Source organism: Telluria antibiotica (genome assembly GCF_011682055.1).
Lineage (GTDB): Bacteria > Pseudomonadota > Gammaproteobacteria > Burkholderiales > Burkholderiaceae_D > Telluria > Telluria antibiotica.
In genome coordinates, this window is record NZ_JAAQOM010000003.1 from 390977 (window position 1) to 409638 (window position 18662).

Here is an 18662-nt window from a genome sequence, read left to right on the forward strand (position 1 = left end):
GTGTTGTCTTCATCGTCGCTGGTCGCGCACTCGGCGAATCTCGACCTCGTCGTACGCCACGTGCTGGCGGGGCTCGGGCACGGCATCCACGCCGGCCGCGAGCGAGGTGCCGGCGTCGAGTTCTCGGAATACCGCGCGTATGTGCCGGGCGACGAGTGGCGCCGCGTCGACTGGAAACTGCTGGCGCGCGCCGACCGCTACTACGTGCGCGAAGCGGAACGCGACAGCCACGTCGCCGTCTGGCTCGTGCTGGATGCGACGGCGTCGATGGCGGAACCCAGCCGCACGGTGGCCCGCCTGACAAAGCTGCAGTATGCGCGCGTGCTGCTCGCGTGCGTGGCCGCCATCGCCCAGCGCCAGGGCGACGCGTTCGGCCTCGTCGTGTGCCGCGGCGAGCGTGCCGACTTCCTGCCTGCCGCGCGCGGGCCGCGCCACCTGCAGCGCGTGCTGGCGCGCCTGGACGGCGTCGACGCGGACGGCGTGCTGCCCGCGGCCGAGACGTTGCGCGCCAGCCTGCATTTTGCCCGCGCACCTGGCGTCGTGTGCGTGGCCGGCGATTTCCTCGACTGGCCGTCCCCGCTGGCCGACGCGCTGCTGCGCCTGCGCCGCATGCGCCACGACGTGCGCGCGCTGTGCCTGCACACGCAGGCGGAGGCGGACGCAGCGTTCGACACGGCGCCCGCGTACCGCGACCCGGAGCAGGGCGGGACGTTGCACCGCTTCGACAGCGACGCCTATGCGCGCCGGCGCGCCGCGCATTTCGACACGGTGGCGCGTGACTGCCGCCGGCACGACGTGGCGCTGCTGCAGGCCCGCATCGAACAGCCGCCGGGCGACGTCTTGCGCGCGTGGCTGCGCGTACCCGCGACGGGAGCGCGCGCGCGATGAGCCCGACGAGCCTGTGGTGGTGGGCGCTGCCCGTCGTGCTGCTGCCCGTTTTGTGGCATCGCCAGAAGCGGGCGCAGACGAAGACCGTGCCGCTCGCCACCGCGCGCTTCCTGCCGGCGGCGCGGCCGCTGCAGCGGCGCGTGTGGCGCTGGCACGACGTGATCCTCCTGCTGCTCCGCTGCCTGCTGCTCGCGGCCCTGATCGCGCTGCTGGCCGACCTCGTGCTGCCCTGGCGCGGCGATGCGGTGCTCGTCGCGCCGGGAACGGCACCTTCTGTCGTCGAGCGTGACGCCGCCGGTTTCGCAGGCGCGCACCGGATCGACCTTCCCGGCCGGGATGCCGTCGCTTGGCTGCATGCGCACGAACGCGAGTTCGCGCCGCAGGCCCGGCTGCTCGTCGTCGGCGATGCCGTCATGCCGGCCGTGCTTCCGCGTTTCCGGCATGCCGTCGTGCTGCGCACCGCGACCGCGCCGACGGTGCCCGCCGAGCGGCACGTGGCCGTGTTCAGTGCGCGCGACGATGCGTGGCGCCGGCTGTTCGCCGCGGCGGAAGGGCCGTGGCACGTCGTCGTCGATGCGGCGCCGGGACCACGCACGGAGCTCATCGTGTGGGACCGTCCGGAGGTGCCGCCGATGAACCTGCGCGCACCGCTGTGGTGGGTGGCGGACGCCGCGCCCTGGCCGGGACTCGCGCAGGCACCGAGCGCCGACGGCCTGCGCTGGATGGACACGCCGCGCGGCCGCGTGTGGCATGCGGACGGCTGGCCGCCGCAAGAGCCGGACCGCGCGCGCGCCCTGTTCGCCGCGTGGCAGCAGCTGCACGTGGGCATGCAGCCGTACACGGCGCCGGCACAGGTGCTCGCGCCCGATGCCGGCGCGCCGGCCGGCGCCGCGTCCGGCGCGTTGTGCACGTGGCTGGGCATGGCGCTCGTCGCGTTGTTCGCCCTCGAAAGGATGGTGACCCATGTCCGGCGTCGTTGACGTCGCGCGCCGCCTCTGGCGCACCGCGCTGCTGCGCCGGGCCGGCCTGTGGATGGTCGGCGCCGTGCCGTGGCTGCTGCTGCGCTCCGCGCCGGGCCTGCTGGCCTGGTCCGCGTTCTGCGCGTGGGACGGCCTGCACCTGCAACGCCGTGTGGCACATGGCTGGGCGCACTGGATCGACGGCGCGGTGCCGGAGATGGAAGACAGCGCTGCGCTGCTGGACCTGGGACCGGCATCGTCCGTCGCGCGCCTGCAGCGTGCGCGCCTGCTGGCGCGCGTCGATGCGGCCCTGCCACCGCGCCGGCTGCGCGCCATCGCGGCCGCGCACGTCCCGTTCGGTTGGGCGTGGCTGGCCGCGAACCTCGCGCTGGCGGGCCTGGCCTGGGGCGCGACGATGCTGCCGCACGCGGCGGAACTGCCTGCCGCCGCCGCGCATGCGCCGGCCCCGCACGCGGACGCGCCCGCGCCGCGCGCGAGGCTCGTCATGACGGTGGCGCCGCCCGCGTACACGGGCGTGGCGACGGCGTCGTCCGCGCCGAAGGACGTGCAGGTGCCGGAGCAGACGACGGTGACGTGGTGCGTCGCCGAACAGCAAGGGGCCGACGAGACCATCGAACTGAGCGACGGCCAGGCGCTGCATGCAGGCGCCGCGTGCGCGCGCTGGACGGCGACGGAATCCGTCTTCTGGCGCTGGCGCGGCACGCGCTACACGCTGAAAGTGATCCCGGACCAGCCACCCGAGATCGCGGTCACGCAGCCGAACGAGATGACGAAAGACCTGCCACGCGACGCGACGATGGCAGCCATCGCCGTCACGGTCACGGACGACTACCGCGTGCAGCAGGCCACGTTGCACCTCACGTTGGCGCGCGGCAGCGGCGAGAACATCCGCTTCAGCGACCGCGAACTGCCGCTGCCCGTGTCGAGCGATCCGCGCTGGCGCACCTGGAAACGGGACTGGCCGCTCGCGGACCTCGGCATGGAGCCGGGCGACGAGCTGTATTTCTTCGTGCGCGCCGCCGACAACGCGGCCAAGCCGCACACGGTGCAGTCGCCCACGTACACGCTGCGCCTGCCCGCACCACCTTCCCAGGGAGACGACGAAACGACGGCGCTGCCCACGCTCGTCAAGCCGGAAAGCCTGCGCAGCCAGCGCCAGGTCATCATCGACACGGAGCAGCTGGTGGCCGACATGCGCTCCCGGAAGATGCGCGACGACGAGGTGCGCGAGCGCAGCGAAGGCATCGCGTCCGACCAGGCCGCGCTGCGGCGCCGCTACGGCCAGTTCCTCGGCGAGGAATCCACGCTGTTCGGCAAGGACGACGACCATGACGAGCGTCCTGGCGCGAAGGTCGACGTCGTCCACGAATTCGGCCACGCGCACGACCAGCCCGAGAACGCCACGTTGTTCGACGACGCGACGAAGAAGCTGTTGCGGCGCGCGCTCGCCGCGATGTGGGATGCGGAAAAGGCGCTGCGCGCCATCACGCCGAAGACGGCGCTGCCGCCCGAGTACAAGGCGCTGGAGGCGATCAAGACGTTGCAGCAGGCGGAGCGCATCTATCTGCACAAGACGGCGTTCGCGCCGCCCGCGATCAAGGAAGACAAGCGGATGAGCGGCGACATGGCCGGAGCAAGCGGTTACCGGCGCATGCAGGCGGATGCCGCCGACATCGTGCCGGCGGACCTGCGCGCGCTCATGCAGGCGCTGAGCGGCGACGGGCCGCTGCCCGCGCTGTGGACGCGCACGGCGCACGACTGGGTGCGTACGCGCATCGCCGACGACGAGCAGCGGCTGGCGGCGCAGCGGGCGATCCAGGACGTGGCCGACGGCAGGCCGGCCGCCCGCGCGCAGCTGGCCGCGTGGCTGCGCGGGGGCGTGCTCGACGCGCCCGTGCTGTTGCAGGCGCGGCCCGTCGTCGAGACGCCGTTCGCCAAGGCGCTGCGGGGAGCGGAGCGATGATCGCGATCGCCGCTGCCGCCATCGGCCTGCTGGCCGCGCTGACGTACGTCGTGCGCCGGTGCTGGGTCGATGCCGTGCTCGCGGTCGTGGCCGGCGTGGCGCTTGCGGGCACCGTCGGCGACTTCACGATGCCGGGCGAGGCGGGCACCACGCTGACGGTCGATGCGGCCGACCCGCCCCGCACGCTTGCCGGTGTGCGTGCGCTGCGCCTTGCCGACAACGGCTTGCGCGGCGCGGAATGGGACGACCTGCCGGCGCGCCCACTGGACTGGACGCGGCCGGACACGCAGGCAATCCGACTCGACTTCCCGCGCACCCTCGCGCTGGGCCGCGTGTTCACGCTGGCCGTGCAGCGTTCGTGGACGGCACCCGGCCGCCTGCAACTGCTGGCGGAAAACGGCCAGGTGCTGGCGGAGGCGAAGGGCGACGGCCGCCTTGCCGTGCAATGGCTGCCGCCCACGGCCGAGCGGCTCGTGCTGAAGGCGCGCCTCCTCGACGCGGCCGGCAAGGTGGTCGATGAAGGGCCCGTGCCGTTCACGGTGACGGAACCGGCGCCGCTGCGGGTGCGTGGCCGCTTCGGCGCGCCGTCGTTCGACCTGCGCGTGCTGGACGACCTGCTCGCCAACAGCAAAGCCGTCATCGACTGGCAGGTCGAGCTGGGCAAGGGCATCGCGCGTACGGAGACGGCCCGCACGGAGATGGCGGCGCCCGACCTGGACATCATCGACGCGGCCTGGTTCGAACGGGCCGACACGCCTGCGCGCGACGCATTGCTGGCGCGCGTGGCGGCCGGCGCACCGCTCCTCGTGCTGGGCGCGAATGCGCGCGACGCCGGCGCGTGGGCGAAGACCGTGCAGTTGCCGCTGGTGGCGCAACCGTCCAACAAGACCCTCGGGTCGGTGCTGCCGATGGCGTCGGGCGGGCTGAATCCTGGCGGCGATCGCGCGGGCGCTTGGGGCGGCACGGACGCCGTGTGGACGCGTGACTGGCAGCAGGGCCGTATCGGCTGGCTGGGCGTGGGCGACTGGCATCGTTATGCGATCGACCAGCCGCGCCAGTTGGCGTCGTGGTGGCAGGATGTCATCGACCGCCTGCGCGTGCAGCGCCCCGAGGACGTCGCATGGCTCGAACCGGACGAGATGCCGCTGCCGCATCAACGGCTGGCCGTGTGTGCGCGCGGCGTGAGCGGGAACGTGGAGGTGCCGGCACTGCACCAGACGCTGGCCTGGCAGCGCCGTCCGGAACAGGTGGACGCCGCGTGCGTCGCGGTGTGGCCGGCCGCCGCCGGTTGGCTGCATCTGCAGACGGGCGCGCATGCGGGCCAGGTGTATGTGTACGCGCCGGGCGACTGGCCGTTGTGGCAGCGCAGCGAGCGCCGCGCGGCGACGGTACGCTATGCGGCGCGCACGCCGACGCCCGTCGCGGCTGGCACACGGCCGCTGCCCGTGTGGCCGTTCGGCGTCGCGTTCGCGCTGGCCATGCTGGGCCTGTGGTGGCGCGAACGGCGCTGACCCGGCAGGCATTTGCGGAACGTGCGATGATCAGGCATTGTCTTGCCATCGTCACCGCCATGCCTGAATCGACCACCAACGCGCCCCGTCATCCCGACGGACGCTTCCGCAACGTCATCCCGCGTCGCCGCCAGGGCATCCTCGAGATGCTGGCGCTGTTCTGGAAAGTGTCGACGACGAAGCCGAAGACGGCCGTGCCGGACGTGCCGCTGCCCGTGCGCGCGTTGACGGCGGCCGACATCGACGCGGCGCCCGACGCGAGCCTGTGGCGCCTGGGCCACTCGACCATGCTGCTCAAGCTGGAGGGCCGCTACTGGCTCACGGACCCCGTGTTTTCCGAACGCGCCGCGCCGGTGCAGTGGGCCGGGCCAAAGCGTTTTCACGCGCCGCCCATCGACATCGAGGCGCTGCCGCCGCTCGCCGGCGTGATCCTGTCGCACGACCATTACGACCACCTGGATTACGCCAGCATCGTGCGTTTGATTCCGAAGACGGACGTGTTCATCGCGCCGCTCGGCGTGGGCGACCGGATCGTGCGCTGGGGCGTCGACGCGGCCCGGGTGCGCCAGCTCGACTGGTGGCAGGCGACGGACATCGACGGCCTGCGCCTGACGGCCGCGCCGTCGCGGCATTTCTCGGGCCGCGGCTTGCACGACGGCGACCGCACGCTGTGGGTGTCGAGGGTGATCGAGGCGTCCGGGCTGAAGCTGTTCTTCAGCGGCGACACGGGCTACCACGACGATTTCAAGACCATCGGCGAGCGCTGCGGCCCGTTCGACGTGACCTTGCTGGAAAACGGCGCGTACAACACGATGTGGCCCGAGGTGCACATGCATCCGGAAGAAACGCTGCAGGCCCACCTCGACCTGCGCGGGCGCTGGCTCATGCCCGTCCATAACGGCACGTTCGACCTGGCGCTGCATCCGTGGTACGAGCCGTTCGAACGCATCCGCGCCATCGCGGCGGCGGCCGGCGTGCCCGTGGCGACGCCGATGATGGGCGAGCGCCTGTCGCTGGCGCAGCCGCACGATGGCGGCGACTGGTGGCGCGCGGCGATGCCGGCGGCGGTGCCGGCCGTCACGCCAGGTGGTCGCGCATCCACTCCTTCAACCCGTTGACCCAGTTCTTGGCCGGCAGGTTGTAGCGCCGCTTGATGTCGGCCGCGCGTTCGTACAACACGGCGAAATCGATCTGCGGCGCGTCCTTGAACGCGACGACGACGATGTTCGCGTCGTGGACCTCGGGCAGCCAGACGACGGCGTCGAACGCTTCGCGCATCGCGTCGAGGTTCTTGTCGTAGTTCGAAAAATCGCCGAACACGTTGGCCGTCATGATGCCGCCGTCCTTGAGGCAGGCGGCGCATGCGGCGTAGAACTCGGGCGTGTCGAGCACGGGGCCGCGCGCCTCCTCGTCGTACAGGTCGACCTGCAGCACGTCGACCGTGCCGTGGTTGGCGGCGTCCAGCACGAAGTCGAGTGCGTCCATCTCGCGCACGTCCAGGCGCGCATCGTTGGGCGGGAGGCCGAAGTGCGCGTGGCAGATCGCGATCACGTTCGGATTCAGCTCGGCGGCCGTCACCTGCGCCTGCGGAAAGCGCTGGTAACAGAACTTCGTGAGCGCGGCGCTGCCGAGGCCGAGCTGCACGATGCGGCTCGGCTCGGGCAGGAACAGCGTCCACATCATCATCATCTGCACGTATTCGAGCTCGATCGCATCGGGCCGCGCGAGGCGCATCGCGCCCTGGACCCATGAGGTGCCGAGGTGCAGCGAACGCACGCCTTCGAATTCGGTGATGGTGGCGGGCGGGTGGCCGGGCCGGGAAAAGCGGGGATCCCTGGCGTTCGACATTACGGCAGCGACCATGCGTATTGGACGGGTTGCCAGGCCGCGACCGTGTGGCCGTTCTTGAGCGCGGGCTTGAAGCGGCACAGCCGCAGTGCCGCTTCGGCGGTGCGGTCGAGAATCGCGTATCCGCTCGACTTGAGCAGGCGCGACTCGCGCACGGTGCCGTCGCTGCCGACGAGGAAGGCCATCATCGACACGCCCGTCATGCGTGCCTGCACGGCTTCCGGCGGATAGACGGGCGGCGCGCAGTCTTCGCCCGCCTGTTGTTGTTGCGGCGGTTGCGCGGGCGCGGCGGCCGTGCGCGTGGCGGGGGACTGGACGCAGCCAGCGAGCGCCAGCGCGGTCAGGCAAAACAAAGGAAGTCGCATCATCCTGCGCATGCTCCAACATCGACGAAACCGCGAGTATCGCACGATCGTGCGCTTCCACGCTAGATTCGGGGTCAGAGCACATTGTAATTTCGAGTTCCGCCCAACGCCGCCCATCGTGTAGGTAAGTGCGTTGAACGGTGCTCAATCGGTGGGGTGATGCTGAAAAAAAGTGCTCTGACCCCGAATTTAAGCCGGGAGGATCAGCGTGACCGCCAGCCCTCCGCCCTCGCGGTTGCCGAGGGTGATGCGGCCGCCGTGCGCTTCGGCGATTTCGCGCGCCAGCGCCAGCCCGAGGCCCGTGCCGCTGCGCTTCGTGGAGTAGAACGGGACGAGGGCGTTCGTCAGCACGGCATCGTTCATGCCCGTGCCGCGGTCCAGCACGTCGATGCGGACCACGTCCTGCACACGCCGCACGTGCAGTTCGACGTCCTCGGGGCGCGAGCCGGATTCGTGGGCGTTCTTCAGTAGGTTGAGGAGAGCCTGCTCCAGTTGCGCGCGGTCGATGTGCGCGGGGGTCTCCGGCAGCTCGCCGCCCAGGCGGAACGTGACCTGGTCCGCCAGGCCGGCGACGAAGTCGGTCCAGGCGATCGTCTCGACGCGCGGCGCAGGCAGCTTGGCGAAGCGCGCGTAGCCGAGGATGAAGCTCTCCAGGTGGCGCGTGCGCTCGCCGATCGTCTGCAGGATCTGCGGCAGGCGCTCCGTCTGGCCGCGCCGCACGAGCTCCGTACCGGAATGTGCGAGCGACGCGAGCGGGGCCAGCGAATTGTTCAACTCGTGGCTGATGACGCGGATGACTTTTTTCCACGTCTGCACCTCCTGGCGCCGCAGTTCGGCCGTCAGCTGGCGCAGCAGCAGCAGTTCGTGGCGCCGGCCATTCAGGCTGAAATTGCGGCGTGCGAGGTGGTAGACCTCTTCCTCCTCGCCATCGCCCGCGGTGAACAGGCCGTCGCCGCCGCGCGCAAGCGCCTCCACGAGCGCGGGCGTCCTGGCCAGCACGTCGTGCAGCGCGTGGCCTTCCAATTTCGCGCCTTCGAACAGCAACTGGCGCGCGGCCACGTTGGCATACACGATCACGCGGTCGGACGCGCCCGGCGGCTGCGTCACGAGCAGCATCGCGACGGGCGTGTTCTGCACCATCGTGTCGAGCAGCAGCTCGCGCTGCACGAGGTCCAGGCGCTGCTCGCGCAGCACTTCGCCCAGCGCGTTGTGGGCGGCGATGAGGTCCGACAGTTCGTCGTTCTGCGGCCAGTGCAGGCTGAACGAAAAATCGCCGTCGCGGTAGCTCGTGACCGTGCCTTCGAGGGCGCGGAACAGCGACAGGATCGGCTGCACCTGCGAGCGCAGGGTGATGATGGAGATGGGCACCACGCACAGCAGGCAGATGCCCAGCACGGCCAGTGGCTGGCCGGGCAGCAGGTGGTCGAGCGCGAGCGCGATCAGGATCCCGACCGCCAGCAACGTGCCGACGAGGGCCGACCAGCGCGTGACGAGGGACAGCCGGAATTTCATGCGGCGCGGGCGATGCCCAATCGCTCCATGCGCCGGTATAACGCTTGGCGCGACAGCCCCAGTTCCGCGGCCGCCTGCGCGATCACGCCGCCCGCGCGCGTGAGCGCCTGCATGATGGCGTCGCGGTCCGGCTCCGCATCGGGCGCGCCGCCGGCCGGCGGGGGCAGGCCGAGGTCGGCCGCCTTGATCACGTCGCCCTGGGCCAGCAGGTTCGCACGCGCCATCACGTTCTTCAGCTCACGCACATTCCCCGGCCACGTGTGGGCGAGCAGGGCGGCTTCCGCGCCCGGGTGCAGTGTCTTGCCGCGCGGGAGAAAGCCGTGCGCCAGCGGCAGGATGTCGCCGGGGCGCGCGGCCAGCGCGGGCAGCCTCAATTCGATCACGTTCAGGCGATAGAACAGGTCTTCGCGGAAGGTGCCGGCGCGGATCATCGCCGCGAGGTCCGCGTTCGTCGCGCTGATCACGCGCACCTTCACCTGGCGCTCGCGGTTCGAGCCGAGGCGCTCGAAGCGGCCCGTCTCCAGCACGCGCAGGAGTTTCATCTGGCCAGCCAGTGGCAGGTTGCCGATCTCGTCGAGGAATAGCGTGCCACCATCTGCCGCCTCGAATTTTCCTTCGCGCGCTTTGGAGGCGCCCGTGTATGCGCCCGCGTCGGCCCCGAACAGTTCGGCCTCGATCAGTTCCGACGGCAGCGCGCCGCAATTGAGCACCACGAACGGTCCGTCGCGGACCATCGAGTTGGCCTGGATGATCTCGGCGATGCGCTCCTTGCCCGTGCCGTTCGGCCCCGTGATCAGGATCGGCACGTCGGCGCGCGCCACCTGGCAGGCGAGGCTCAGCACGCGTTCCGTGGCCGGGTCGGCCCACACGAGGCCGCGCAGGTCGAAATTCTGTTCCAGCTCGCGCCGCGCACGGCGTTCGCGCTGCAGGCGCTGGCCGAGGGCGCGGTTCGCCTGTCCCAGCTCGATCAGGTTCGTCACGGTCGCGAGCAGGCGGTCGTCGTTCCACGGCTTCGACAGGTAGTCGGCGGCACCGGCCTTGATCAGGTCGACGGCCGCGTCCAGGTGCGTCCACGCCGTCAGCAGGATCACCGGAAGGTCCGGGTATTCTTTCCGGATCGCGCGGAACAGTGCCACGCCTTCCTCGCCGGACGTCGTGTCGGCCGTGAAGTTCATGTCCTGGATGACCAGGTCGACGGGCTCGCGCGCGAGGATGGCGAGGCCTTCCTCGGGCGAGGCGGCGCGCAGCGACGCGATGTCGTGCAGCGAGAACAGCACGTCGAGCGCGATGCCGACGGCGGCGTTGTCGTCGATGATCAAAACGGTAGGCATGCCCGCTAGCATATCACTCCCGCATCACACGCTGCGGGTCGCCGTCGCCGGCGAGATGCTGGCCGCGCGCCACGCCGGGCCGTAGGCCGCGAGCACACCGAGCAGCCAGAAGCCGAGGGCGCCGAACACGAGGTAGCCGGCCGGCAGGCGCGCCATTTCCAGCTGGCTCACGAGAAGCTGGTTCAGTGCGAGCCCCAGCGCCACGCCGCCGAATACGCCGGCGCTCGTGATCATGAAGTTCTCCGTGATGAAGTAGCGCAGGATGTCGCTCTTCTTCGCGCCCAGCGCGCGGCGCACGCCGATCTGCTTGCGCCGCTGCGTGACCCACAGGCTGGCCATGCCGACGATGCCGGAGCAGGTGATCAGCACGAGCAGCGCGCTCACGGTGATCAGCATCCATTGCAGGGCGGCGTCGCCGCGGTAGCGGTTCTTGCGGTCTTCGTCGGTGGTCTTGATGTCCATGATCATCGGCGTGGCCGACGATTTGCGCAGCGCCGCTTCCGCTTCCTTCATCACGCGGTCGCGCTGGCCCGGTTCCGTGCGCACGGCGTACAGCGCGCCGCGGCCGCCGCCGTACTGGCGCTGCGGGATCAGTACGGAGTGCATGCCCTTGTCCTTGGTCTCGCCGTGTGCGCTGATCAGGTTCTCGACCACGCCGATGATGCGTGCCGGATGGGCGTCGGCGCCGATGCCGAAGTAGAACGTCTTGCCGATCGCGCTCGCGCCGGGCCACAGCTTGTCGGCCGTCGGCTTCGTGATGATGACGCCTGGCGGATATACGTCTTCCGTGGCTTCGTTCACGTCGATGAGTTCCTGCGGCTGGAAGTCGCGGCCCTCGACGAGCGTGAGGCCGAACGCCTTGATGAGCGAATCGCCCGACACATACGTCGATACGTCGGTGTTGGGGCGCTCCTGGCGCGGATCGAGCACGATGCTCGTGTTGCTGCCGCTGCGCGACAGCGGCATCTGGCTGACCTGGGCCGCGGCGACCACGCCGGGGACGGCGCGCAGGACCTCGGTCTGGCGCTTGATGTCGGCCAGCTGCTGCTCCGGCGTGGCGTTGCTGAGCGTGCGCACGGCGATGTGGAACACCGCATGCTCGTCGGCGAGGCCGGACGGGCGCGACATGACGGCGCGCCGCTCGTTCACGATGTGCACGGCGTTGGCGAGGATCGCCAGGCTCAGTGCGACCTGCAAGGCCACCAGCAGGGGGCCGGTCTTGTTGCGCAGCAGCGCGGACAGGATGGGACGGAATTCCATGACGTTCTCCAAGGGGCCTTATTGCGATTTGAGCTGGATCGCCGGCGTGACCTGGCACGCGCGCCAGGTCGGCAGCAGGCCGGCCACGATGGCGGCGCCGACCGAGATCACGAAGGTCAGGCCCAGCATTTCCCAGTCCATGTGGGCGACGGTTGCCATCGAATCGCTCGACAAGCGGATCAGCGCGAGCGCGCCGAATGCGAGGACCAGGCCCAGCACGCCGCCGACGAGACCCACGACGGCCGTCTCGATCAGGAATTGGCGGAAGATCTCGGCGCGCGAGGCGCCCAGCGCACGCCGCACGCCGATCTCGGCGGCGCGCACGGAAAACTTGGCCAGCAGCAGGCCGATCGTGTTCACGAGGCACAGCGCGAGGAAACCGAATGCGAGCCAGGTCTGCAGCCGGCTGTCCTTGCCGACGACGTGCGTGTATTCCATCCAGCCCTGGACGTCGAACAGCTGGTTCGGCGCGTTGCGCGTCAGGCGGCCCAGCTTGCGCTGTTCGGCCGCATAGTTGTCGAGCCACGATTGCAGGTCGGCGCGGTCGCCGGCCGACGCGGTTTCGAACCACGCGGTGATCCACGTGCAGTCCGACGCGAGCCGCGCGGCGAAGCCCGGTCCGGTGTTCGCGGAGCAGCTCATGCCGCCGCGGTGCTGGGTTTCGTGGCGGATGGCCGTCGCCAGCGGAATGAAGAATTCCTCGCCGGTGGCGTACGGCGAGCCGCCTTGCAGCTGATAGACGCGCGGCAGCATCTTCCATTTCGCGGCGACGCCGACGACGGTGAACGGGAAGCCCATCAGGTTCAGGCGCTGGCCGACCGGGTTGACGTCGCCGAACAGCTTGTCCGCCATCGCGCGGCTCAGCACGACGACGTCGGCACCGCGCGCCTCGTCCGCCTCGGTCCACGGCTGGCCGTAGTCGAACGGCACGTCGAACATCGCGAAGAAGTCGCGCGTGGGCGCCAGGCCGCCCATGTTGAACGGGGCGATCTCGCGTCGCGGCGGCTCGACCGACGCCTCGACGCCGTACATCGCCGTGCGGCGCACGCCCTGGCCGCTCTTGAGCATGTTCATCGCGTCCTGGTACGTGATCTGGATGTCGTCGGGCCGCTCGCCCGGCGTATAGCCTTTCGCGGGGCCCGGGTCGATCAGCGGCACGAACAGGCGGTCGCTCTTTTGCGGGATCGGGTCGCTCGACATCATGTGGAGAATCGTCAGCGTGGACACGCTGGCGGCCACGCCGACGGCCAGGGTGACGACCATCAGCGCCGTGAGGGCAGGGTTGCGGCGCAGGCTGCGCACGCCGAGCCTGAAGTAATAGCCGAACATGATGCGTCCTTTCAAACGGGAGTCGCGGCGGCGGTGGACTTCGTGTCGACGAGCGTCGGGCCGCGCCGCACGAGGTCCGACACCTGGCCGTCGATGATGTGCACGTTGCGCGTCGTGCGCACGGCCAGTTCCGGGTCGTGCGTGACCATCAGGATTGTCGTGCCGGCCGCGTTGATCTCTTCCAGCAGCTCCATCACGCCGCGTGCCATCTGCGTGTCGAGGTTACCGGTCGGTTCGTCCGCCAGCAGGAGCTTCGGCGAGCCCGCGAGCGCGCGCGCGATGGCGACGCGCTGCTGCTGGCCGCCGGACAGCTCGGCCGGATAATGCTTCATGCGCGACGCCAGGCCGACCTTCGACAGCGCGTCCTCGATGCGCTTCTTGCGCTCGCTGGCGTTGAAGCCGCGGTAGCGCAGCGGGACGTCGACGTTGTCGTACAGGTTCAGGTCGGGGATCAGGTTGAAGCCCTGGAAGATGAAGCCCAGTTTTTCGTTGCGCAGGCGCGAGCGCGCTCCGTCGTCCAGGCCTTTCACGTTGATGCCGTCGAGGATGTATTCGCCGGCCGTGAATTCCTCGAGCAGGCCGGCGATGTTCAGGAAGCTCGTCTTGCCCGACCCCGACGGCCCCGTCACCGTGACGAATTCGCCTTCCTTGACTTCGATCTCGAAGCCGCGCAGCGCGTGCGTCTCGATCATGTGGGTGCGGTACACCTTGCTCAAATTGGTCATGCGCAGCATGGCTGTTCCTTTGGGTTCGTTATTGGTTGATCGAGACACGTTGAGCGTTGTTGAAGGCATCGGTGCCGGCGACGACGATTCTGTCGCCCTGCTTCAGGCCGGAAAGGATTTCGACAGCGGACAGGCTCGTCGCGCCCATGCGGATCGGCGTGCGCGTGGCGATCCCGTCGCGCACGACGTACGCATAGCGTCCGCCCTCGCTTTCGACGAACGGGCCGCGCTGCACCATCAGCACGTTCGGCTTTTCTTCGATGAGCAGGCGCGCCGTCACGCGCTGGCTCTGGCGCAGGCCCTTCGGCTGTTCGCCGTCGAAGCGCACGCGCGCCAGCACCATGCTCTTGACGACTTCCGGCGACAGCGCGGACAGCTTGCCCGCCGCGGTGCCGGAAGGCAGGGCCACTTCCGCGTTCATGCCCAGGCCCAGGTCGGCCGCATAGGTCTCCGGCACCTCGAGTTCGACTTCGAGCTTCGACAGGTCGACGAGCGTCATCAGCGGCGCGTTCGCGGCGACGACCATGCGGTCCTGCACGTTCAGGGTGCCGATGAAACCGTCGACGGGCGCGCGCACGGTCAGCTCGTCCACGCGGCGCTGCGCTTCCTCCATCGACAGGCGCGCCCGTTCCAGGTCGTTCATCTTCGTCTTCAGCGCGAGCGCCACGTCCTCGCCTTCCAGCACGGCGGCTTCGCTCGCGTGCTTCGCGCGGATCTGGGCCGACTGCACCGCGTCCTTCGCCTTCTGGTAATCGTTCTTGGCGATGATGCCGACCTGGCCCACGCTGTCGTAGCGCTCCAGCGTGCGCTGGGCGGACAGGCGGTCGATCTCGGCGGTGTCGGCCTCCTTCTGCGCCAGCAGCTTCTGCTTGCGCGACAGGATCTGCTGGCGCGCCACCTCGGCCTTCAGTCCTTCGTAGGCGGAGACCTCGCGTTTCAGCACGTCCGTCAGGTCGGGCGATTCCAGCACGGCCAGCACCTGGCCTTTTTTGACCGTGTCGCCGGCGGCGACCTTCAGGTTCACCGTGGACGGCGCCTTGGCGTACAACGTGGGGCTGACGGCGGCCACGACGCGGCCGTTGACGGACGCGTCGCGCACGAGCGTACCGCGCGTGACCTCGGCGATGCGCAACCGCGCCGCGCTGACGGATGCGTCGCTGCCGCGCCACGTGGACACGAGGCCGGCGCACACGGCGGCGACGACGACGGCGCTGCCGATCCAGAGGGCGCGACGCTTCAGCTTGTGGCCCGCCGGCGGGGTGATGACGGCGTCTTGTTCGGATGTATCGCGGATCATGATGTGGACACGTTGGATGGACGGTGTCGTATTTGCATGATCCGTGCCAGACGCCAAGTCATTGATTTTATTGGAGCGGATAGCGGACGCGGCCGCGTCCGCGACCGTCCGCGCGGCGGCTGGCCGGACACCGCGGACGGTCTTGATAATCTGGAAAGCGGCCATAATTGGTTGCCACCAATCATGCGGCGCCGCCGTGGAAAGTCTTGCATGACTTCATTTTTGTCCCGTCTGTTGACGCCTGGCGAAGGGGAACCATACGACCAGACGTTCACCGAGGACGAGGTGGCCGCCTTGAGCGCCGCCTTGCCGCCCGACCCCGACGCCGCGCTCGACGACGCGACATGGCGCGATTTGCTGCTGCCGCGCTACGCGGAATCGCTGGCGGCCGGCACGAGCCTGTTCGGCCGCCAGGTGCTGCACCGCGACCTGCGCGGCGGTCTCGATGACGCCGCGGTGGCGGCACGGCGCGCGCGCATCCAGGCGCTGCTGGACGATCCCGCGCAGCGGGAAACTCTCACGCGCAAGCTGGCCTGCCTGCGCCATGCAGACGTCGACGTGGCCACGCTGCTGTTCGCGGACACGCCGCCCGCCAGGCCGGGCTGGCTGCGCTGGGTGCCGTGGCTGCCCGTGCTGCTGGCGGCCTCGATCGCGGCGGCGCTGCTCGTGTCGCCATGGGGCTGGGTCGGCACGGCCATCGCCATGTACTACCTCGCGATGCTGCACCTGGGGCACCAGGACCGCGTCTCCCGCTGGAAGCACACCTTGCGCGCGCTGCAGATGCTGCTCCGGGCCAGTTCCCGGCTGGACGGCTGCGGCAGCCCGCTGGCCGCCGATTTCACGGGGCGCGCCGGGCCGGCCGGGCGCCTGAACCGCGCGCTGGACCGCCTGGTGCTGGCCATACCCGGCGTGTCCGTTGCGCGCGAGTACGCGAACTGGTTCGCGGCCGCCGACGTGCGCCATTACTACCGCACGCTTGACCTCGTGTTCGGCCAGCGCGACTTCTTGCGCAGCTGCTATCTGTCGTGCGCGGAACTCGAAGCCGACGCCGCGCTGGCGTGCCACTTGGCGGAGCGCCGGGACTGGTGCTGGGCCGAGCGTTCGGACGCGCGCACGCTGGCGCTGGACGGCGGCGTGCATCCGCTGCTGGGCGAGGCGAGAGGCCTGTCGCTGGATGCGGATGGCAAGGGCGTATTCCTGTCGGGCCAGAACGGCGTCGGCAAGAGCACGTTCCTGCGCATGCTGGGCCTGAACCTCGTCGTCGCGCGCGCCTACGGCTTCTGCTATGCGCGGCGCGCCAGCCTGCCGGCGCTGCCCGTCGTCGCCAGCATGCAGAACGAGGATTCGCTGCTCGGCGGCCAGAGCCTGTACGTGGCCGAGCTCGCGCGTGCCCGGTCGCTGCTCGCGCGTGCGCGCGGCGATGCGCCCATCGTCTGCCTCGTCGACGAGATCTTCCGCGGCACGAACCACGAGGAGTCCGTGTCGGCTGCGACGGCCGTCGTCGACGAGCTCGCGCGGCACGCGCTCGTGGTGGTCTCGTCGCACAACCTCGTGCTGGGTTCCCTGCTGGCGCACGCGCTGGCGCCATGGCGCATCGTGCGCAGCGGCGACGGCCTGGTGCTGGAACCGGGCGTGCTGGGACGCACGAACGGCGTGGCGCTGCTGGCCGAGCACGGATTCGACGAGGGCGTGCAGCGCAAGGCGGAGCAGGTGGCGGGCTGGCTCGCGCAGCGGCGGCAAAATTCGGGGTCAGAGCAATATGTTCGGCAGCCAGGCGCTGAAATGACGTAACTTGGCCGAGCATCGAGTGCAAAGCGTCGCGTTGACGACAATCCGGAAAAAACAATGTGCTCTGACCCCGAATTTTAGAGCTGGCTGGTGAGATAGGCTCGCCAGCCGCCGAACATGCTGATGTCCGTCGCGCCCGCGATCGCGGCGGGTTCGCAGATGAACCCCTTGACCCAGCGGCCATCCGCCAGTTCGAGCGAGCCGATGCCTAGCGGCGCCGGGATCTCGGCCACGAATTCGCCGAATCGGCGCAGCGGCAACTCCCACACCTCGATCGCGATCGCCGTGCCCTCGCCGTCCACCCGGGCCAGTCCCGGCTTGGGCGGTGTCGTGCCCGGCAGCGCGTACAGGCGGTAGTTGGGCGACGTATGCGTGGCCGCCATCTTGCGCGCGCCCCGTTCCAGCAATTGCCAGTTCAGCGGCTGGCCTTCCAGGTGGGCGCCCACGACGGCTACCTGCACGGTGGGCTCGCGAAACGGCAGCGGATCCGCGGCCAGCGCGTTCGCATCGGCGCCGCCGAGCAGCGCCGCGGCGGCCGTCGCCAGCATATGGTCGCTGCCGGCGTTGCCGATCAGCGTGACGCCGGCCGGCAGGCCGTCCGCGCGGTTCTGCCCCGGCACGGCCAGCGCGGCCATGTCGAAGAAGTTCACGAAGTTCGTGTAATAGCCCAGCTGCGAATTCAGTTCCACCGGCCGTTCCAGTACGTCGGAGATGCGCGGCATGGTCGGCGTCGTCGGTACCAGCAGGAAGTCGTAGTCGGCCAGCGCATCCTCGGCCGCGCGGCGCAGCGCCGCCAGCATGTATTGGCCCTGGAACGCGTCCGTGGCGTCGTAGCCGTTGGCCTGGCCGATGATGCCAGCCACCACCGGGTGCGCGGCGTCGGGCTGGGCATCGATGAAGGCGCCGACGGCCGCGTGACGCTCGGCGACCCATGGCCCCTGGTACAGCAGGGCAGCGGCGGCGCGGAACGGCGTGTAGTCGACGGTGCCGAACGTGCATCCGGGCAGGTCCCGCAGGCGGGCCAGCGTCGCCTCGAAAGCGGCTTGCGCGGCGGCGTCGCCGAAGAATTCCAGCTGCGCGGGTACGGCGATGCGGTAGCCGCGCCGGCGTACGCCCTGCATCGAAATCGGGCGCGAATACGGGTCCCGCGCGTCATGGCCGGCGGCGACCTGCAGCACCTTCCACGCGTCCGCGACGTCTGGCGCGAACACGGACACGCAATCGAGCGTGCGACATGCCGGCACCACGCCGCGCGTGCTGAGCAGTCCGCGCGTCGGTTTCAAGCCCACGATGCCGTTCAGGCCCGCCGGCACGCGGCCGGAGCCGGCCGTGTCCGTGCCGAGCGCGAAGCCGATCATGCCCAGAGCGACCGCGACGGCCGAGCCGGAACTGGAACCGCCCGATACGTAAGCGGGATCGACGGCGTTGCGCACTGCGCCGTACGGCGAGCGCGTGCCCACGAGGCCCGTCGCGAACTGGTCCAGGTTCGTCTTCCCGACCAGCAGCGCGCCGGCCGCGAGGAGTCTGTCCACTACCGGCGCGGACTGTTCCGGCACGTACGCGAAGGCGGGGCAGGCGGCCGTGGTGGGCATGCCGGCGACGTCGATGTTGTCCTTGACGGCGAACGGAATGCCCAGCAGGGGCAGGCGCGCCAGCACGGCGGCGCCTTCGGCCGCCAGCACGGCGTCGAGCGCGCGTGCCTGCGCGCGCAGCGCGGCGTCGTCCACGCGGCTGATCCAGATCTCGGGGCGGTCCGCGCCGGCGATGCGCGCCAGCGCCTGCTCGATGGTGCTGCCGGGCGTTGCTGTGCCGTCCAGGTAGGCGGCGTGGGTGTCGATGATCGTCATGATGTTCGCGAATGGAGT

Annotated in this window: 15 protein-coding genes; 6 read left to right on the forward strand and 9 right to left on the reverse strand. The window is 70.1% G+C overall.

Annotated elements, in window-relative coordinates:
- From HAV22_RS07000 to HAV22_RS07020, 5 genes are read left to right on the forward strand one after another with little or no spacing between them, the layout of a single operon-like run.
- Entirely contained in the window at positions 1–888 is an 888-nt protein-coding gene (locus HAV22_RS07000; RefSeq protein WP_166857924.1) for a DUF58 domain-containing protein, read from the forward strand.
- Positions 885–1868 (forward strand): BatA domain-containing protein, encoded by a 984-nt coding sequence (locus HAV22_RS07005; protein ID WP_166857926.1) that lies wholly within the window; start codon positions 885–887, stop codon positions 1866–1868. The genes HAV22_RS07000 and HAV22_RS07005 overlap by 4 nt, the downstream gene beginning before the upstream one ends.
- Positions 1852–3831 (forward strand): DUF4175 domain-containing protein, encoded by a 1980-nt coding sequence (locus tag HAV22_RS07010; protein ID WP_166857928.1) that lies wholly within the window; start codon positions 1852–1854, stop codon positions 3829–3831. The genes HAV22_RS07005 and HAV22_RS07010 overlap by 17 nt, the downstream gene beginning before the upstream one ends.
- Entirely contained in the window at positions 3828–5342 is a 1515-nt protein-coding gene (locus HAV22_RS07015; protein ID WP_166857931.1) for a hypothetical protein, read from the forward strand. The genes HAV22_RS07010 and HAV22_RS07015 overlap by 4 nt, the downstream gene beginning before the upstream one ends.
- 59 nt (positions 5343–5401) lie before the next feature.
- Positions 5402–6460, forward strand: coding sequence for an MBL fold metallo-hydrolase (locus HAV22_RS07020; RefSeq protein ID WP_166857933.1), 1059 nt, complete (start codon positions 5402–5404; stop codon positions 6458–6460).
- Here the strand turns inward: HAV22_RS07020 and HAV22_RS07025 are convergent.
- The 8 genes from HAV22_RS07025 to HAV22_RS07060 all read right to left on the reverse strand — a co-directional run bounded on the left by HAV22_RS07025 (position 6420) and on the right by HAV22_RS07060 (position 15009).
- The gene (locus tag HAV22_RS07025) at positions 6420–7205 is read right to left on the reverse strand and encodes a spermine/spermidine synthase domain-containing protein (protein WP_229421116.1); all 786 of its coding nucleotides are present in this window, start codon (positions 7203–7205) and stop codon (positions 6420–6422) included. The two genes, HAV22_RS07020 and HAV22_RS07025, sit on opposite strands and share 41 nt — an antisense overlap.
- Complete coding sequence (locus HAV22_RS07030; protein WP_166857935.1) at positions 7190–7558, reverse strand: energy transducer TonB; 369 nt, start codon at positions 7556–7558, stop codon at positions 7190–7192. Before HAV22_RS07030 ends, HAV22_RS07025 begins: the two co-directional genes overlap by 16 nt.
- Before the next feature lie 186 nt (positions 7559–7744).
- On the reverse strand, positions 7745–9067 hold the full coding sequence (locus HAV22_RS07035) for a sensor histidine kinase (RefSeq protein WP_166857937.1): 1323 nt from the start codon (positions 9065–9067) through the stop codon (positions 7745–7747).
- On the reverse strand, positions 9064–10398 hold the full coding sequence (locus HAV22_RS07040) for a sigma-54-dependent transcriptional regulator (protein ID WP_166857939.1): 1335 nt from the start codon (positions 10396–10398) through the stop codon (positions 9064–9066). The genes HAV22_RS07035 and HAV22_RS07040 overlap by 4 nt, the downstream gene beginning before the upstream one ends.
- 24 nt (positions 10399–10422) lie before the next feature.
- On the reverse strand, positions 10423–11658 hold the full coding sequence (locus HAV22_RS07045) for an ABC transporter permease (protein ID WP_166857941.1): 1236 nt from the start codon (positions 11656–11658) through the stop codon (positions 10423–10425).
- Positions 11659–11676: 18 nt separating this feature from the next.
- On the reverse strand, positions 11677–12987 hold the full coding sequence (locus HAV22_RS07050) for an ABC transporter permease (protein WP_166857943.1): 1311 nt from the start codon (positions 12985–12987) through the stop codon (positions 11677–11679).
- 11 nt (positions 12988–12998) lie between these two features.
- Positions 12999–13721 carry an ABC transporter ATP-binding protein gene (locus HAV22_RS07055; protein WP_166857945.1) on the reverse strand — a complete coding sequence of 241 codons (723 nt, stop codon included), beginning with the start codon at positions 13719–13721 and terminating at the stop codon, positions 12999–13001.
- A 19-nt stretch (positions 13722–13740) separates the two neighbouring features.
- On the reverse strand, positions 13741–15009 hold the full coding sequence (locus tag HAV22_RS07060; protein WP_166857947.1) for an efflux RND transporter periplasmic adaptor subunit: 1269 nt from the start codon (positions 15007–15009) through the stop codon (positions 13741–13743).
- 210 nt (positions 15010–15219) lie between these two features.
- Between HAV22_RS07060 and HAV22_RS07065 the strand changes: the two genes are divergently transcribed.
- Entirely contained in the window at positions 15220–16800 is a 1581-nt protein-coding gene (locus HAV22_RS07065; protein ID WP_166857949.1) for a MutS-related protein, read from the forward strand.
- Between the two features lie 74 nt (positions 16801–16874).
- Here the strand turns inward: HAV22_RS07065 and atzF are convergent, their stop codons facing one another.
- The gene (gene atzF / locus HAV22_RS07070; protein ID WP_166857951.1) at positions 16875–18644 is read right to left on the reverse strand and encodes an allophanate hydrolase; all 1770 of its coding nucleotides are present in this window, start codon (positions 18642–18644) and stop codon (positions 16875–16877) included.
- Positions 18645–18662 lie beyond the last annotated feature (18 nt).

Excerpts from the sequence above, each read along its gene's own strand:
- HAV22_RS07005 (WP_166857926.1), top strand. The coding sequence starts at position 885 with ATGAGCCCGACGAGCCTGTGGTGGTGGGCGCTGCCCGTCGTGCTGCTG.
- HAV22_RS07010 (WP_166857928.1), top strand. The coding sequence starts at position 1,852 with ATGTCCGGCGTCGTTGACGTCGCGCGCCGCCTCTGGCGCACCGCGCTG.
- HAV22_RS07015 (WP_166857931.1), top strand. The coding sequence starts at position 3,828 with ATGATCGCGATCGCCGCTGCCGCCATCGGCCTGCTGGCCGCGCTGACG.
- HAV22_RS07020 (WP_166857933.1), top strand. The coding sequence starts at position 5,402 with ATGCCTGAATCGACCACCAACGCGCCCCGTCATCCCGACGGACGCTTC.
- HAV22_RS07025 (WP_229421116.1), bottom strand. The coding sequence starts at position 7,205 with ATGGTCGCTGCCGTAATGTCGAACGCCAGGGATCCCCGCTTTTCCCGG.
- HAV22_RS07030 (WP_166857935.1), bottom strand. The coding sequence starts at position 7,558 with ATGATGCGACTTCCTTTGTTTTGCCTGACCGCGCTGGCGCTCGCTGGC.
- HAV22_RS07035 (WP_166857937.1), bottom strand. The coding sequence starts at position 9,067 with ATGAAATTCCGGCTGTCCCTCGTCACGCGCTGGTCGGCCCTCGTCGGC.
- HAV22_RS07040 (WP_166857939.1), bottom strand. The coding sequence starts at position 10,398 with ATGCCTACCGTTTTGATCATCGACGACAACGCCGCCGTCGGCATCGCG.
- HAV22_RS07045 (WP_166857941.1), bottom strand. The coding sequence starts at position 11,658 with ATGGAATTCCGTCCCATCCTGTCCGCGCTGCTGCGCAACAAGACCGGC.
- HAV22_RS07050 (WP_166857943.1), bottom strand. The coding sequence starts at position 12,987 with ATGTTCGGCTATTACTTCAGGCTCGGCGTGCGCAGCCTGCGCCGCAAC.
- HAV22_RS07055 (WP_166857945.1), bottom strand. The coding sequence starts at position 13,721 with ATGCTGCGCATGACCAATTTGAGCAAGGTGTACCGCACCCACATGATC.
- HAV22_RS07060 (WP_166857947.1), bottom strand. The coding sequence starts at position 15,009 with ATGATCCGCGATACATCCGAACAAGACGCCGTCATCACCCCGCCGGCG.
- HAV22_RS07065 (WP_166857949.1), top strand. The coding sequence starts at position 15,220 with ATGACTTCATTTTTGTCCCGTCTGTTGACGCCTGGCGAAGGGGAACCA.
- atzF (WP_166857951.1), bottom strand. The coding sequence starts at position 18,644 with ATGACGATCATCGACACCCACGCCGCCTACCTGGACGGCACAGCAACG.